General features: G+C 70.8%; 17 protein-coding genes. 14 read left to right on the forward strand and 3 right to left on the reverse strand.

Annotated features, from left to right (window positions below; all coding sequences use genetic code 11):
• Window positions 1–95: 95 nt before the first annotated feature.
• The 4 genes from J2Y42_RS02010 to J2Y42_RS02025 are packed head-to-tail and all read left to right on the forward strand — an operon-like array spanning window position 96 to window position 3390.
• Window positions 96–806: an ABC transporter ATP-binding protein gene (locus J2Y42_RS02010; RefSeq protein WP_309854464.1), complete on the forward strand. Its 711-nt coding sequence runs from the start codon at window positions 96–98 to the stop codon at window positions 804–806.
• Window positions 803–2134 (forward strand): FtsX-like permease family protein, encoded by a 1332-nt coding sequence (locus J2Y42_RS02015; RefSeq protein WP_309854467.1) that lies wholly within the window; start codon window positions 803–805, stop codon window positions 2132–2134. Before J2Y42_RS02010 ends, J2Y42_RS02015 begins: the two co-directional genes overlap by 4 nt.
• 17 nt (window positions 2135–2151) lie before the next feature.
• Window positions 2152–2466, forward strand: a complete 315-nt coding sequence (locus J2Y42_RS02020; protein WP_309854470.1) for a chorismate mutase — start codon at window positions 2152–2154, stop codon at window positions 2464–2466.
• Between the two features lie 3 nt (window positions 2467–2469).
• Window positions 2470–3390: an SDR family NAD(P)-dependent oxidoreductase gene (locus J2Y42_RS02025; protein WP_309854472.1), complete on the forward strand. Its 921-nt coding sequence runs from the start codon at window positions 2470–2472 to the stop codon at window positions 3388–3390.
• An 83-nt stretch (window positions 3391–3473) separates the two neighbouring features.
• Here the strand turns inward: J2Y42_RS02025 and J2Y42_RS02030 are convergent, their stop codons facing one another.
• A complete protein-coding gene (locus J2Y42_RS02030; RefSeq protein ID WP_309854475.1) occupies window positions 3474–3767 on the reverse strand; it encodes a hypothetical protein in 294 nt (97 codons plus the stop codon).
• 61 nt (window positions 3768–3828) lie between these two features.
• Here J2Y42_RS02030 and J2Y42_RS02035 point away from each other — a divergent pair, with 61 nt between their 5' ends.
• The gene (locus J2Y42_RS02035) at window positions 3829–5109 is read left to right on the forward strand and encodes a GNAT family N-acetyltransferase (protein WP_309854477.1); all 1281 of its coding nucleotides are present in this window, start codon (window positions 3829–3831) and stop codon (window positions 5107–5109) included.
• A 109-nt stretch (window positions 5110–5218) separates the two neighbouring features.
• Window positions 5219–6415: a Fic family protein gene (locus tag J2Y42_RS02040; RefSeq protein ID WP_309854479.1), complete on the forward strand. Its 1197-nt coding sequence runs from the start codon at window positions 5219–5221 to the stop codon at window positions 6413–6415.
• A gap of 1 nt (window position 6416) precedes the next feature.
• Here the strand turns inward: J2Y42_RS02040 and J2Y42_RS02045 are convergent, their stop codons facing one another.
• Window positions 6417–7703, reverse strand: a complete 1287-nt coding sequence (locus J2Y42_RS02045; RefSeq protein ID WP_309854482.1) for an adenylosuccinate synthase — start codon at window positions 7701–7703, stop codon at window positions 6417–6419.
• A gap of 118 nt (window positions 7704–7821) precedes the next feature.
• Here J2Y42_RS02045 and J2Y42_RS02050 point away from each other — a divergent pair, with 118 nt between their 5' ends.
• From J2Y42_RS02050 to J2Y42_RS02075, 6 genes are all read left to right on the forward strand, one after another.
• Window positions 7822–8481, forward strand: coding sequence for a TetR/AcrR family transcriptional regulator (locus J2Y42_RS02050; protein ID WP_309854484.1), 660 nt, complete (start codon window positions 7822–7824; stop codon window positions 8479–8481).
• Complete coding sequence (locus tag J2Y42_RS02055) at window positions 8478–9176, forward strand: hypothetical protein (protein WP_309854487.1); 699 nt, start codon at window positions 8478–8480, stop codon at window positions 9174–9176. Before J2Y42_RS02050 ends, J2Y42_RS02055 begins: the two co-directional genes overlap by 4 nt.
• Window positions 9173–11026: a YhgE/Pip domain-containing protein gene (locus J2Y42_RS02060; protein WP_309854489.1), complete on the forward strand. Its 1854-nt coding sequence runs from the start codon at window positions 9173–9175 to the stop codon at window positions 11024–11026. Before J2Y42_RS02055 ends, J2Y42_RS02060 begins: the two co-directional genes overlap by 4 nt.
• Before the next feature lie 90 nt (window positions 11027–11116).
• The gene (locus J2Y42_RS02065; RefSeq protein ID WP_309854491.1) at window positions 11117–11281 is read left to right on the forward strand and encodes a hypothetical protein; all 165 of its coding nucleotides are present in this window, start codon (window positions 11117–11119) and stop codon (window positions 11279–11281) included.
• A gap of 69 nt (window positions 11282–11350) precedes the next feature.
• On the forward strand, window positions 11351–12190 hold the full coding sequence (locus J2Y42_RS02070; RefSeq protein ID WP_309854494.1) for a metallophosphoesterase: 840 nt from the start codon (window positions 11351–11353) through the stop codon (window positions 12188–12190).
• Window positions 12178–12588, forward strand: a complete 411-nt coding sequence (locus J2Y42_RS02075; protein ID WP_309854496.1) for a DUF3052 family protein — start codon at window positions 12178–12180, stop codon at window positions 12586–12588. The genes J2Y42_RS02070 and J2Y42_RS02075 overlap by 13 nt, the downstream gene beginning before the upstream one ends.
• Here J2Y42_RS02075 and J2Y42_RS02080 read toward each other — a convergent pair.
• The gene (locus J2Y42_RS02080) at window positions 12585–13220 is read right to left on the reverse strand and encodes a TrmH family RNA methyltransferase (protein WP_309854500.1); all 636 of its coding nucleotides are present in this window, start codon (window positions 13218–13220) and stop codon (window positions 12585–12587) included. The two genes, J2Y42_RS02075 and J2Y42_RS02080, sit on opposite strands and share 4 nt — an antisense overlap.
• Window positions 13221–13315: 95 nt before the next feature.
• Between J2Y42_RS02080 and J2Y42_RS02085 the strand changes: the two genes are divergently transcribed.
• Window positions 13316–14113, forward strand: a complete 798-nt coding sequence (locus J2Y42_RS02085) for an HAD-IIA family hydrolase (RefSeq protein WP_309854503.1) — start codon at window positions 13316–13318, stop codon at window positions 14111–14113.
• A 31-nt stretch (window positions 14114–14144) separates the two neighbouring features.
• Window positions 14145–14699 (forward strand): DUF4303 domain-containing protein, encoded by a 555-nt coding sequence (locus tag J2Y42_RS02090; protein ID WP_309854505.1) that lies wholly within the window; start codon window positions 14145–14147, stop codon window positions 14697–14699.
• Window position 14700 lies beyond the last annotated feature (1 nt).

A 14700-nucleotide genomic window follows, 5' to 3' on the forward strand; every position in this document is an offset into this window, starting at 1 on the left:
GGTACCGCGGGATGACATCCTGCGGATGACCCGGCTGCGCAGCGATGAGCCTCCGGGCCGATGCCTGCTTTCCGTCCCGCGGCCAGGCTGGAGGCATGACCTCAGTTCCCGCTGCTGCGCCGCCGGCCATCGTCGCCACCGCGCTCATCAAGTCCTATGGCCCCTCCGTCGCGCTCGCCGGTGTCGACTTCCGGGTCGCCCCCGGCGAGTCGGTCGCCATCATGGGCGCCTCCGGCTCGGGTAAGACCACCCTGCTGCACTGCCTGGCCGGCATCGTCACGCCCGACAGCGGATCGGTATCGCTGGCGACCGCGACCGGCCCGCTCGAGATCACGACGCTGGATGAGGCCGGTCGGTCGCGACTGCGGCGCGAGGCGTTCGGGTTCGTGTTCCAGCAGGGGCTGCTGCTGCCCGAGCTGACAGCGATCGAGAACGTCGCGCTTCCCCTGATGCTGACCGGGACGGATCGCCGCGCCGCCGAGCAGACGGCGGCGATGTGGCTCGCCGCCCTCGGCCTCGCCGGGTACGAAACGCGCCGCATCGGCCAGCTCTCCGGCGGCCAGGCGCAGCGCGTGGCGATCGCCCGGGCACAGACCACTGGCGCAGCCGTCGTGTTCGCCGACGAGCCGACCGGCGCTCTCGACTCGCAGACATCCGCCGAGGTGATGGATGCGCTCATCCGCTCGACGACGGACCGCGGCCGGTCGCTCGTCGTGGTCACGCACGACGAGACCGTCGCCGCACGGTGCTCGCGCGTCCTCCGCCTCGCCGACGGGCGCATCGTGGACGAGGTGAGCGCCCGATGACGACCCTGCGACTCGCGTGGCTGTTTGGACGGCGCAGCGTCTCCGCCCGCTCCACTGTCATCCTGCCGGTCGTGGCTTTTGCTGTCGTGACGGCGCTGCTCCTGATCGTCGCGGGTGGCGCTCAGGCGTTCTTCTCGTGGACGGACGACATCGCCGGCCTCTACCAGGTGCTCGCGGTCATCGCTCTCTCCCTGCTCGTGGTGCCGCTCGTCGCGCTCGGCGGTTCCGCCGCACGGCTCTCGGCGCGGCGGAGGGACGACCGGCTCGCGAGCCTCCGGCTGCTCGGTGCGACGCCGGCGCTGGTGACCGCGCTGACGGTCATCGAGTCGACCGTGCTGGCGCTCGTCGGCGCGATCACGGGTGCCCTGGTGGCGCTGCTCGTGTCACCCTTGGTGGCGCTCATCCCGTTCCGCGGCGAGCCGCTCGGGATGTCCATCCTGCTGTCCCCGCTGTGGGTGGCCGTCGCCGTTGCCGGCATCGGAGTCCTGGCCGCGGTCAGCGCCGTCGTCGGGCTGCGCGGCGTCATCCTGTCTCCCCTCGGCGTGCGCACGCGGCAGCAGGCGCCGCGGGTGCACTGGGTGCGCGTCCTCATCACGGTCGGAGTGGTGGCCGTCGTCGCCGTCGCCATGACCGCGCTGCGGGCTGTGGCCGACATCGGGATCGTGATGGTCGTGCTCGCCGTCGGGTTCGGCGGGAGCATCGCCGTTCTGAACCTCATCGGCCCGTGGGTCCTGCGGCTGGTCGCCTCCGGGCAGGCCCGTCGGGCGCGGACCGCCCGGCGCCTGCTGGCGGCTCGCGCGGTGCTCGAGTCGCCCAAGGCCGCCTGGCGACAGGTATCCGGTGTCGCGATGACCAGCTTCATGGCCGTGTTCGCCGGCGTCGGCGTCGCGCTCATGGATGCGGCGGGCGACTCGGGCAACCCGCAGTCTCAGCTGCTGGTCGCGGACATCCGCACCGGCGTGCTCATCACCGTCATCGCGTCGTTCCTGATGGTCGCGTGCTCGGCCGGCGTCAACCAGGCGGCCGCCATCCTCGACCGCCGCGACCTCTACGTGAGCCTCGACCGGATCGGGATGCCCGTCGCCGAGATGAACGCGGCGCGCAGCCGCGCCGTCCTGTCGCCCCTGCGGGTGACCGCGATCGGGTCGGCGGTCACGGCGGCGGTCGTGGTGCTGCCGCTCACCGGGATGAGCCTCCTCCTCTCCCCGCTCACGCTGGTGACGGTGGCGGCGTGCCTGGCCGCCGGGGTGCTGCTCGTGTGGGCGGCCCTGCGGGCCACGCGGCCGGTTCTCACGCGGGTGCTCGCGGAGCCGTCGCCCAGTCTGTGACCCAGTAGGGTCGAAGCATGCCCGAAAACAGCGACGTGGCGGCTGCGCTTGAGCAGCTGCACAGCATCCGGCAGAGCATCGACAACATCGACGCCGCGGTCATCCACATGCTCGCGGAGCGGTTCAAGTTCACGCAGCAGGTGGGTGCGCTGAAGGCCGAGCACGGCTTGCCGGCGGCCGACCCGGAGCGCGAGAAGGAGCAGATCCAGCGCCTCCGGGCCCTGGCCGAGGAGAGCCACCTCGACCCCGCCTTCGCGGAGAAGTTCCTGACGTTCATCATCGCGGAGGTCATCCACCACCACGAGCGCATCGCCGGCGAGAACGGCAAGTAGCGGATGGGCTGGGATGCGTCGGCCCTGCCCAACGCGCATGGACGCACGGTCGTCATCACGGGTGCGAACGCGGGCGTCGGGTACTTCACCGCTGAGCAGCTCGCAGGGGCCGGCGCGCGGGTGGTGCTCGGCTGCCGCGATCCCGAGCGCGCGGAAGCCGCGGTGTCGGCGATCCGCCGGCGCGTGCCGGGTGCCCGGGTCGAGGCACTGCCGCTGGACGTGACGGACCGACGATCGATCGACGCGGCGGCCGACGCCCTGCTGGCCTACGAGCGGGTGGATGCGCTGGTGCTCAACGCAGGAATCGTGCACCCGCCGCGCACCCGGCAGACGGACGAGTACGGCAGCGAGCTGGTGCTGTCCACGAATGTCCTGGGGCACTTCCGCCTGGTGGCCCGCAGCCTCCCGGCCCTCCAGCGGACCCCCGGGTCACGCATCGTGACGCTGGGGTCGATGGCGTCGCGGCTCGGCCGTGTGCGTGTCGACGACCTCCAGCTGGAGCGGTCGTACACCGCGTGGCGTGCCTACGCGGGCTCCAAGATCGCGGCGCAGGTGTTCGGGTTCGAGCTCGATCGGCGGCTGCGCGCGGCAGGGTCGGACGTGCAGAGCATCGTGGTGCATCCCGGCTACTCGACCTCGGGGCGCACGCCGGGAATCCGCGGCGTCAACCAGCCGTCGCGGCTGAAGCGGTTCGCCGACAACCTGCAGGCGGCGTGGACGCAGGGCAAGGACGCGGGCGCGCACGTGCCCGTCCGCGCGGTGCTCGACCCGTCCATCTCGGGCGGCGACTACCTCGGGCCGGCGCTGTGGACGAAGGGCGCTCCGGTGCACGCGCCGGCGACGCGCGCATCCCGTTCGCCGCGCCTCGGCGCCGCGCTCTGGCCGCTCTTCGAGCGCGCTGCCGAGCAGCCCTTCCCCCTCTGAGCCGCTAACAAGCCAACAGCTCCTGAGTTTTTCGGGCGAATCCTCGCGAATCGACGGAAAAACTCAGGAGCTGTTGGCTCGGGTCAGTCGAGGGGGACGATCGAGAGGAGGCGGTGCGTGGACGGGATCCGGGCACGCAGCGCGTCTCGGGCGGCGGCGTAGTCGGCGCCCTCCACCTCGATCTCCTGGATGGCGGCCTCGCGGATGATCGCCTTCGCGATCACCCGACCGCCGCGGGGCATCGCGTTGTGCACCTGCAGCAGGTCGAACCCCTCGGGCACCTGCTCCTCGATGAGCGCACGGGCCGACTGCGCGTCGTCCGCCTCCGCCGTCAGCTCCTGCGTCTCGCTGCTCTGGATGAGACCCCGCACCTTCATGCCTCCACGCTAGCCGACCGCAGACCTGCCGCTGTCACGCCCGGCCCGATACGGTGAAGGGATGGACTACCTCACCCAGCCCATCGACCCGACCTCCGCGAGCGACCTCGAGGCGGGCGGACTCCGCCTGACCCTCGTCGACACCGCCGACCCCGCCGCGTTCGACGGCTGGATCCGCGCCGACTTCCGCGGTTTCCACGGCGAACGCCCGAAGGACGAGGTGCTGGAGGAGGCGCGCGGCTACCTCGGGGGCCGTCGCACCACGGGCGTCTACGACGACGCGATCCCCGCCCGTGAACCGGTCGGCACCGTGAACTCCTGGGTCGCGCCGCTCACCGTTCCGGGCGGCGAGCGGGTCGGCTCCTGGGCCATCAGCTCGGTCACCGTCGCGCCCACCCACCGCCGTCGAGGCATCGCCCGCGCCCTCCTCGGCGGCGAACTGCGCACCGCTCACGCGCTCGGCGTGCCGCTCGCCATCCTGACTGTCTCCGAATCGGTCATCTACGGGCGTTGGGGATTCGGCCCCGCGACCTTCGCGACCGCCTGGAACGTGGACACCAAGCGCGTCCGCTGGGCGGGTGCCGAGACGCCCGGTCGTCTGTCTTTCGCCGAGCCGGAGGAATACCGCGAGACCGGCGAGCGCGTGCTCGACGCGGTGATGGCGGGCCGGCCCGGCGAGATCGGGCTGGAGCCGTACCTGGCGCACCGCCTGATCGGTCCGCTCAAGGGCAGTTCCGACGCGGACAAGTACCGGCTCGTGCGCTACGACTCCCCGTCGGGCGAGCCGGAGGGCTTCGTCTCGTACGTGGTCAAGGGCGACGACGACTTCACGCGGCACACCGTCGAGGTGAACTACCTGGCGGCGGCGACGGATGAGGCGCTCACCGCGCTCTGGCGCTATCTGCTCGACCTCGACCTGGTCGCCACCGTGAAGGTGTGGACCCGCGGGGTCGACGAGCCCCTCCCTGCTCTGGTCTCCGACATCCGCGGCGCGCGGGTCACCGACCTCGAGGACCACCTCTGGGTGCGCATCCTCGACGTTCCCGCGGCCCTGCAGGCACGGACGTACGAGCGCGACGGCTCCCTCGTTCTCCACGTGACGGACGACCTGGGCCTTGCCGCCGGCCGCTTCCGGCTTACCGTGGCGGACGGACGCGCCGAAGTCGCCCCGACCGACGACGCGGCCGATGTCACCCTGCCGGTCGCCTCCCTCGGCAGCGTCTACCTCGGGCACGATCTGGCGCGCGGGCTCGGCCTGGCCGGTCGCATCCAGGGCGACGTGGGTGCGCTGGGCCGCCTCTTCCGCACGGCCGTCCCCCCGCGGCTGAGCACCTGGTTCTGACGGGCGTCGCGGTCCGACAGCCCGGAATAGCCTCTCGGTTATTCCGAGATGAGGCGGTCAAACCGGAATAACTAAACCGTTGTTCCGGTTTCTGCTTTATATTCGGAACATGGATGACGACTGGCCCGCTCACGGCGTGGAGACGGTGCCGTGGCGGAATCGCAGTGGCCGAGGATCGCGCGCCGATCGCACGCTGACCTCAGTCGACGCGACTGTCCCGCCGCTCATCGGCGGACTGGCCCTGACGAGCGACCCCGCAGCACAAGTCGACCAGGAGGGCGCCATCAGGGCGCTTGCCGAACTGGACGCCGATTCCCGGGCGGGTGCGACGGCGATCTCGACCTTCCTGATCAGGACCGAGTCGATCGCTTCCTCGAAGATCGAGCACATCGACGCGTCCACGGAGGACTTCGCTCGTGCGCTGGCCGGTGTCCGCGCGAACAGCAGCGCCAGCGCGATGGTCTCGGCGGCGCGAGCGATCGGCGCGATGACCGCGGAGGCCGGTCGCACTGGTGTGATCTCGATGGAGTCGTTGCTGACGGCCCACCGCGCACTGATGGTCGACGATCCGGCAGAGAGCGCCTACGCCGGTCGGATGCGCGACATGCAGAACTGGATCGGCGGAAGCGACTTCTCGCCGATCGACGCCGTGCACGTGCCGCCGACTCCCGAACGCCTCGACACCCTCATGGCCGACCTTCTTCACTTCGCCAACCGCGACGACGTTCCGGTCATAACTCAGGCCGCCATCGCGCACGCGCAGTTCGAGTCCATTCACCCGTTCACGGACGGAAACGGCCGCATCGGCCGCGCCCTCATCGGCGCGATCTTCCGCCGGCGCGGCCTCACTACTGTCGCCACACCCCCCATCGCCTCCGCACTTGCTGCAGAGCAGAGCCGTTACTTCGATCTGCTGACCGAGTACCGCGCCGGTCACGCCGGCCCGATCGTCCGCGAACTCGCGCGCGCGACCCGGATCGCGGCGGAGGAATCCCTCGTCTCCATCCGGGCGATCCGGGAGCTGCCGAGCGAGTGGTCGACGATGGTGACGCCCAGGCCGGGAAGCGCCCTCGCGGCGCTCGTTGACACCCTCCTCGAGCATCCCGTGTTCGACGCCGAGGCCGCGGAGGATCGCATCGGCCGCCCGACGTCGACGGTCTACGACGCGCTCGATCGGCTGGAGAAGGCGGGAATCATCCACCCCATCACCAATCGGCAGCGCAATCGGGTCTGGGCGGTCACCGCGATCATCGACGAGCTGAGCGCCTTGGATCGCCGAATCGCGGGCCGCGCCGCCCGCCCCTGACTCAGTCGATCAGGTCGTGGCGCACCACGATCTGGTCGCGGGCCGGGCCGACGCCGATCGCGGAGATGCGCGCGCCGGAGAGGCGCTCCAGGGCGAGCACGTAGTCCTGCGCGTTCTTCGGGAGGTCCTCGAACGTGCGGGCTCCGCTGATGTCCTCGGTCCAGCCGGGGAACTCCTCGTAGATCGGCTTCGCGTGGTGGAAGTCGCTCTGCGAGGCCGGCACCTCGTCGTGGCGCACGCCGTCGACGTCGTAGGCGACGGCGACCGGGATGCGCTCGATGCCGGTGAGCGTGTCGAGCTTGGTGAGCACGAAGTCGGTCACGCCGTTCACCCGCGCGGTGTAGCGGGCGACGGGGGCGTCGTACCAGCCGGTGCGGCGCGGGCGGCCGGTGGTGGTGCCGAACTCGAAGCCGCGCTCGCGCAGGAACTCGCCCCACTCGTCGAACAGCTCGGTCGGGAACGGGCCGGCGCCGACGCGCGTGGTGTACGCCTTGACGATGCCGATGACCCGGTCGATCCGGTTGGGGCCGATGCCCGAGCCGGTCGCAGCGCCGCCGGCGGTCGAGTTGGAGGAGGTGACGAACGGGTAGGTGCCGTGGTCGACATCCAGCATCGTCGCCTGGCCGCCCTCGAAGAGCACGTACTTGCCCTCCTCCAGCGCCTGGTTGAGCAGGAGGGAGCTGTCGACGACCATGGGGCGCAGGCGCTCGGCGTACTCGAGCAGCTGCTCGACGACCTCGTCGACCGTGATCGCGCGGCGGTTGTAGACCTTCACCAGCAGGTGGTTCTTCTGGTCGAGGGCGCCCTCGACCTTCTGCCGCAGGATGTTCTCGTCGAAGATGTCCTGGATGCGGATGCCGACGCGGTTGATCTTGTCGGCGTATGTCGGGCCGATGCCGCGACCGGTGGTGCCGATCTGCCGCTTGCCGAGGAAGCGCTCCGTCACCTTGTCGATGGTGCGGTGGTACGAGGTGATCACGTGCGCGTTCGAGCTGACTTTGAGGCGCGAGACGTCGACGCCGCGGGCGATCAGGGCGTCGAGCTCCTCGAACAGCACCTCGATGTCGACGACGACACCGTTCGCGATGACGGGCGTGACACCCTCGGTCAGGATGCCGGAGGGGAGGAGGTGCAGGGCGTACTTCTCGTCGCCGACGACGACCGTGTGCCCGGCGTTGTTGCCGCCGTTGAACTTGACGACGTAGTCGATCCGGCTGCCGAGGACGTCGGTCGCCTTGCCTTTGCCTTCGTCACCCCACTGGGCGCCGATGATCACGATCGCGGGCACGTCTCACGTCCTCTCGGTGGTTGGAACACGTCGGCGCCACGCGGACGACCGTCGCACTCGATCCTATCGCGACCCGTAAAGTTGCACACAACTGTGCAAGAAGGCGTACACTGGATGCATGCCCACCCCCTCAACCCGCGCACCGCGACGCGACGCCACGGCGAACCGCGAGGCCATCCTCGGAGCCGCGGCCATCGCCCTCAATGAGGACATCGACGCATCGCTCGAGAGCATCGCCGCCCGCGCCGGCCTCAGCCGCCGCGCCGTCTACGGGCACTTCGCCACCCGCGACGAGCTGCTGGTCGAGGTGTTCACCCGCGGCGCACGCCGGCTCGCCGCCCTGCTCGACCCGGTGTCGCATCCCGACCCCCTCGTCGAGATCGCGCTGTTCGGTGCGACCCTGTGGGCCGAGGTCGAGCACGTCCGCGTCAGCGCGGCGCTGGCCGTCCGCGGCCCGCACCGGGAGATGGTCGGCACGGCCCTCGACCCGGCGCGCGAGCGCCTGCGCGACACCGTGCGGCGCGGCATGGAGTCGGGCCGCATCCGCACCGACCTCGACCGCGAGACCACGACGCGCCTCATCGAGAATGCTGCCGTCTCGGTGCTCGACGAAGCCACCCGCGCCCGCCTCAGCCCCGAGGCCGGCCACCGCCTGGTCATGCTGGCGGGGCTCGGCGCCGCCGGGATGAGCTGGCGCGAGGCGGGCGAGCTGATCGCCTCGACCACCGAGCTGGCCTTCACGCCCGCGGAGACGAACGACGGAGGCGCACAGCGATGAAGGTCGTGCTCGATCAGGTCACCAAGGGTGCGGCCCTCCCGCCGACATCCGCGACGTTCGAGACCGGCCGCGCGTCCCTCGCCCGCGCCGAGACCGAGCAGCGGCCGACCGTCCTGGGGCTGATCGCCTCCGGGCGGATGCGGCCGGACGCCGGCAGCGTCACGATCGACGGCAGCACCGACTACGCCGCGATGCGTCGGCGGATCGCGCTCATCGACGCCCCCGATGTGTCCGAGCCGGCCTCGGACGTGACCGTCGCGGGCATCGTCGCCGAGGAGCTGATGTTCGCCGGGCGGGCGTCGCATCCCGTCGCGGTGTCCCGCTGCCTGAAGGAGCTCGGCGCCTCCGAGTGGGCGCGCTCCTCCATCGGCACCGTGCCGCCCACCGTGCGCATCCGGCTGATGGCCGAGCTCGCCCTGCTCCGGAAGGGCGTGGATGCGCTGGTCATCGTCTCCCCCGACCGGCACGGAGGCGACCCGGTCGAATGGTGGCGGTTCGCCCGCGAGCTGGCCGGCCGCGAGATCGCCGTGCTCATCGTCGCCGGCGACGCCTCCGCCGCGGCCATCGCCGCCGCCTCGTTGGTCTCCCGAATGGACGAGACCGGACCGAACACCTTTGACGAAGACCCCGGCCGGGATGACACCGACGATCTCCCGGACCTGATCGTGACCCAGCCGAATGAAGAAGGCGCATGAAGATCCCGCAGATGATCGCGGCGGAGTTCCGCCGTCTCACCGCCAGCCCGATGTCGATCGTGGCGCTCATCGCACTGATGTGCGTCCCCGTCCTGTACGGAGGCCTCTACCTGTGGGCCAACCAGAACCCGTACGCGAACCTGGACCGCATCCCCGCTGCCATCGTGGTGGATGACGCCGGCACGACCGTCGACGGCAAGACCGTCAACTACGGCGACGACGTGGCCGACCAGCTCATCGAGGACGGCTCGTTCCAGTGGCACCGCGTCGAGAAGAGCTCCGCCGCGAGCGGGGTCGACGACTCGAAGTACGACTTCAGCATCACCTTCCCGAAGGATTTCTCCTCCGCGCTGGCCTCCGCCTCCGGCACCAGCCCGCATCGCGCGGTCGTCACGCTGACGACGAACGACACCAACAGCTACCTCGCCTCCACGATCGGCACGCAGGCTGCCGAGAAGATCCGCACGTCGATCGTCAAGCAGGTGAACGAGCAGGCGGCCAAGCAGTTCCTCGTCGGGCTCGCCGACATCCGCTCCAACCTGGTGACGGCCGTCGACGGCGCGAACCAGCTGGTCGACGGCAGCGCCACAGCGCAGTCCGGGGCCTCGCAGCTCGCCGACGGCACGTCGCAGCTCGCCTCCGGCTCTCAGGAGCTGGCGAGCAAGCTCGGAGAGCTGGCGTCCGGCGCCCAGCAGGTGAGCGACGGCGCGGCCCAGGTGGCCGCGGGCAACCAGCAGCTGGCCGCGAAGGCGAACGAGGCGGGCGCCGCGGCCGCCCAGATCGCCGCGGCGGCACCCGCCGCCCAGCAGGATCTGCTGAATCGGCTGGCGGCCGCCGGGGCGACGGAGGCCCAGCTCGCCGAGGTGAAGGCGGTGCTCGGCGACCTCGACACGAAGGTGCAGTCCGGCAACACGCAGATCCAGGGCGCCGTCGGTCAGATCGACCAGCTCTCCGCCGGTGCGGACCAGGTCGCGGGCGGGGCGTCGCAGGTCGCGTCGGGCTCGCAGCAGGCCGCCTCCGGCGCCTCCCAGCTGGCCTCCGGCGCCTCGACCGCCGCGAGCGGGGCCGCCCAGCTGCGTGACGGTCTGACGACCCTCCACGACGGCACCACCCAGCTGCGCGACGGCCTGAAGCAGGGCGTCGACCGCATCCCGGACAACTCCCCCAGCCTGCAGAAGAAGCAGGCGTCCACCATCGCCGACCCGGTGAACCTGAAGAACGACTCGATCACCTCCGCGGGCACGTACGGTGCCGGGCTCGCACCGTTCTTCGTCGCCCTGGCCGCGTGGATCGGCATCTACGCACTGTTCCTCATCGTCAAGCCGGTCTCGCGCCGAGCGATCACCGCTCTGCACTCGCCCGTCAAGATCACCCTCGCGGGCTGGCTCACCCCGGGCCTCCTCGGGGCGATCCAGATGATCGGACTGTTCGCGATCGTCTCCGGCGCGCTCGGGTTCCGTATCGACAACCCGGTCGGGATGTACGGGCTGATGGGCCTCGCTTCCGTCACGTTCGCGGCGATCATCCTGGCGCTCAACGTCTGGCTCGGCAGCGTCGGACAGTTCCTCGGCCTCGTGCTGATGGTGCTCCAGCTCGTCACCGCCGGCGGCACGTTCCCCTGGCAGACCCTCCCCGGTCCGCTGGCGTCGCTGCACCACGTGCTGCCGATGTCGTACGCGGTCGACGGCATCCGGCAGCTGATGTACGGCGGCAACCCGGCGACGGCCTGGGCGGACGCCGGGGTTCTGGCGCTGTGGATGCTGATCGCACTGCTGATCGCGGCCATCGGCGTGACGCGGATGACGCACTTCCGGACGCTGCGCGACCTACGCCCGTCGCTCATCGGGTAGGCGGACCGGGAGGGGCGGCGCACCTCTGGTGGTCGGGCCGCCGCCCGCACTAGGGTGGCGGCAGACAGCACCCGAACCGAGGAGGACGACATGGCCGATCTCGAAGTCCAGGCAGCGCTCGCGCAGGCCCGGCAGGCGGCGAGCGCCGCCAGCTACGACATCCAGAAGCTGCCGGAGGACTCGATCGAGCGCCAGGCGCTGCACAACCTGATCACCGCGGTCGACTCGATCATCGAAGCGCTCGACACCGAGTGACGTGACGGTGCCCGCGCGGCGGCGCAGGCGACGGCGTCCGGCGACGGTGGCCGGCGCTAGGGTGGCGGCGTGACCGATACGCTGCGCATCCTCCACCTCTCCGACACGCATCTGTACGGCGACGGCCGGTTGCACTACGGCATCGTGGACACGCTGGCCGCGCTCGACCGCGTGCTGGCGCGTGCGTCGTCACTCGAGCAGGTCGACCTGATCGTCGCGTCGGGAGACCTGTCCGACGATGGCTCGGCGGCGTCGTACCGGAAGCTGAAGGCCACGCTCGAGCCGTGGGCTGCCGAGCGCGGAGCGGCCGTCGTCTACGCGATGGGCAACCACGACCTCCCCGACGGGTTCGAAGAGGTTCTGGGAGCGCGCGAGACCGAGACGACGGTGCGCGGCTTCCGCGTGGTGACCGTCGACACGAGCGTTCCGCTCGCCGGGTACGGCCGCGTCGAGGAGGCGCAGCTCGACCGCCTGCGCGACCTGCTCGCCGCTCCCTCCGAGAGCGGCACCATCGTCGTCCTCCATCACCCTCCCGTGACGCCGACGACCGTGCTGTTCGAGTCGCTGCGGCTCGTGGACTCCCAGCCGCTGCTCGACACGCTCAGCGAAGGGGATGTGCGGCTCATCCTGGCCGGGCATTACCACCACGGCCTCATCACCGAGGCGGGACCGGCGGGCATCCCGGTCGTGGTCGCCCCGGCCGTCGCGAACACGACCGACGTGCTCTGGCCGGCCCCGCGCGAGCGTGCCGTGCGGGGCGCGGGCTTCGCGTGGGTTCAGCTGCCCGACGACGGCCCGATCCGGGCGCATCTCGTGTCCGCCCCGGCGCCCGACGACGGAGAGACGGTTTACGACCTCGATGCGGCCGCAATCCGGCGCATCGCCGACGACGCCGGATGGCGGCGGTGACGACCGCCGGCTACTCGGGCACGCCGCTCTGGAAGAAGCTCGGGCTGAAACCGGGGATGCGCGTGAGCGTGCTCCACGCCGATCCCGATTGGAGCATCCCCCTCGACGGCGCTCCCGAGGTCGAGTGGACCGACGAGCGGCCGAGCGGGCTCATCCTCACGTTCTACCGCGAGGCCGCCCTGTTCCTCGACGAACTCGACGAACTGGGCGAACGGATCCGCCCCGACGGGATGGTATGGGCGGCCTGGCCCCGCAAAGCAGCCGGGCATGTCAGCGACATCACGGAGAACCTCATCCGCGATGCGGCGCTCGAGCGCGGGCTCGTCGACGTGAAGGTGGCGGCGGTGGACGAGGACTGGTCGGGGCTCAAGCTCGTCTGGCGGCGGATCAACCGCTAGTCGAACGCGACGTGCTGACGGATCCACCCGTGCATGGCGACGGCCGCGGCCGCCGACGCGTTGATGGAGCGCGTCGAGCCGAACTGCGAGATCTCGACCACCGCATCCGCCGCCGCCAGGGCGTCCGGCGACAGGCCCGGGCCCTCCTGGCCGAACAGCAGGACGCACTCCCGCGGAAACGAGAACGTCTCGATCCGGACCGACCCCGGCACGTTGTCGATCGCGATCACGGGAAGGCCCTCGCCGCGCGCCCACTCCACGAACCCGGCGACATCGTCGTGGTGCACGACGTGCTGGTAGCGGTCGGTCACCATGGCGCCGCGTTTGTTCCACCGGCGGCGGCCGATGATGTGGACGGTGTCCGCGGCGAAGGCGTTGGCGCTCCGCACGATCGAACCGATGTTCATGTCGTGCTGCCAGTTCTCGATGGCCACATGGAACGGGTGCCGGTGCTCGTCGAGGTCGGCGACGATCGCGTCCATCGTCCAGTACCGGTAGCGGTCGATCACGTTGCGGGTGTCGCCGTGGCGCAGCAGCTCGGCGTCGAAACGCGGGTCGTCCGGCCATTCGCCCGGCCACGGACCGACACCGTTGGTCGTCAGCTCGTGCGTCGGGTTCGCCGTCTCATCCACAGGTTCAGCGTATCCACCGCGGCCGTCCGCCTCACCGCGAGAGAGGCGCGGCCCCTAAGCTGGAAGCATCCGCTTCCCGGTGAAAGGGGTCCCACGTGACGCGTCGCGACGAGATCGAATGCTGGCTCACCGACATGGACGGCGTCCTCGTCCACGAGAACCAGGCCCTCCCCGGAGCGTCCGACCTCATCCAGCAGTGGCGCGACCAGGGCACCCCGTTCCTCGTGCTCACCAACAACTCCATCTTCACGCCGCGCGACCTGGCGGCGCGGCTGCGCACCTCCGGCCTCGACGTGCCCGAGGAGTCCATCTGGACCTCGGCACTGGCGACGGCCGACTTCCTCAAGTCGCAGATGCCCGGCGGCACGGCCTACGTGATCGGCGAAGCGGGACTGACCACGGCCCTCCACGAGGCCGGCTTCATCATGACGGACACGAACCCGGACTACGTCGTCGTCGGCGAGACGCGCAGCTACTCGTTCGACGCGATCACCAAGGCGATCCGCCTCATCGGCAAGGGCGCACGGTTCATCTCCACGAACCCGGACGCCACCGGGCCCAGTGCGGAGGGTCCGCTCCCCGCTACGGGCGCGGTGACGGCGATGATCACCAAGGCGACCGGCCGCGACCCCTACGTCGTCGGCAAGCCGAACCCGATGATGTTCCGGTCGGCGATGAACCGCATCGGCGCGCACTCGGAGAACACCGCCATGATCGGCGACCGGATGGACACGGATGTCGTGGCCGGTATCGAAGCCGGGTTGCACACCATCCTGGTGCTCACCGGGATCAGTGATCGCACCGAGATCGAGCGGTACCCGTTCCGGCCGGACGAGGTGCTCCGGGGCGTCGACGAGCTCGTCGTGCGGGAACCCATCGAGACCGAGCTCTGAGCCGACCGGCGCACGGACTCTGAGCTCCACCGTGGACGACGTCGCGCACATCCGTTCCGCCCTCCGCGCGGCGGCCCGCTCGGCGTGGACCGCGCTCCGTGCCGAACGCCCCTCCGAGACCTTCTACTACTTCGGCCTCTGGACCACGCCGCTCGCCCACAGACCGGCCCCGACCGCGTGCTCGCTCGAGGGTCTGGAGGGCGCGGTCGCGCGCTGCCGCGCTGAGGGTCTGGATGTGGATGCAGACGAGCTGCGCTGGGCGGTCAACGACTCCCCCTACGACCTGTACGGCGACCGGCTGTTCGCCGAGGTGGAGCCGCTGTTCGACGCGCTCGGGGGCCCGTACGAGCGTTCGCCGGAGCTCAATGCGGACCTGCTCGACGCCATGGCGGGAGCCCTCGCGGATCTGGACGCGGAGGGGTTCTTCGGCGTCGGGGCCTCGCGCGACGCGGTGGTGCTGAACGTGACGACGCCCGGTCACGACACGGAGGCGGACCTTGTCGCGACAGCGCGACGGCTCAACCCGCCGGGCGCGCTCGCGCGGTATGAGGCCTCGCTGTCGGGGACGGGCGGCGCGGAGGGCTGAC

It is taken from the genome of Leifsonia sp. 1010, from assembly GCF_031455295.1.
In the GTDB taxonomy this organism is placed as follows: Bacteria; Actinomycetota; Actinomycetes; order Actinomycetales; family Microbacteriaceae; genus Leifsonia.

Bases quoted from the DNA above. Each gene is read 5' to 3' on its own strand.
- J2Y42_RS02010 (WP_309854464.1), top strand. From the start codon at position 96: ATGACCTCAGTTCCCGCTGCTGCGCCGCCGGCCATCGTCGCCACCGCG.
- J2Y42_RS02015 (WP_309854467.1), top strand. From the start codon at position 803: ATGACGACCCTGCGACTCGCGTGGCTGTTTGGACGGCGCAGCGTCTCC.
- J2Y42_RS02020 (WP_309854470.1), top strand. From the start codon at position 2,152: ATGCCCGAAAACAGCGACGTGGCGGCTGCGCTTGAGCAGCTGCACAGC.
- J2Y42_RS02025 (WP_309854472.1), top strand. From the start codon at position 2,470: ATGGGCTGGGATGCGTCGGCCCTGCCCAACGCGCATGGACGCACGGTC.
- J2Y42_RS02030 (WP_309854475.1), bottom strand. From the start codon at position 3,767: ATGAAGGTGCGGGGTCTCATCCAGAGCAGCGAGACGCAGGAGCTGACG.
- J2Y42_RS02035 (WP_309854477.1), top strand. From the start codon at position 3,829: ATGGACTACCTCACCCAGCCCATCGACCCGACCTCCGCGAGCGACCTC.
- J2Y42_RS02040 (WP_309854479.1), top strand. From the start codon at position 5,219: ATGGATGACGACTGGCCCGCTCACGGCGTGGAGACGGTGCCGTGGCGG.
- J2Y42_RS02050 (WP_309854484.1), top strand. From the start codon at position 7,822: ATGCCCACCCCCTCAACCCGCGCACCGCGACGCGACGCCACGGCGAAC.
- J2Y42_RS02055 (WP_309854487.1), top strand. From the start codon at position 8,478: ATGAAGGTCGTGCTCGATCAGGTCACCAAGGGTGCGGCCCTCCCGCCG.
- J2Y42_RS02060 (WP_309854489.1), top strand. From the start codon at position 9,173: ATGAAGATCCCGCAGATGATCGCGGCGGAGTTCCGCCGTCTCACCGCC.
- J2Y42_RS02065 (WP_309854491.1), top strand. From the start codon at position 11,117: ATGGCCGATCTCGAAGTCCAGGCAGCGCTCGCGCAGGCCCGGCAGGCG.
- J2Y42_RS02075 (WP_309854496.1), top strand. From the start codon at position 12,178: ATGGCGGCGGTGACGACCGCCGGCTACTCGGGCACGCCGCTCTGGAAG.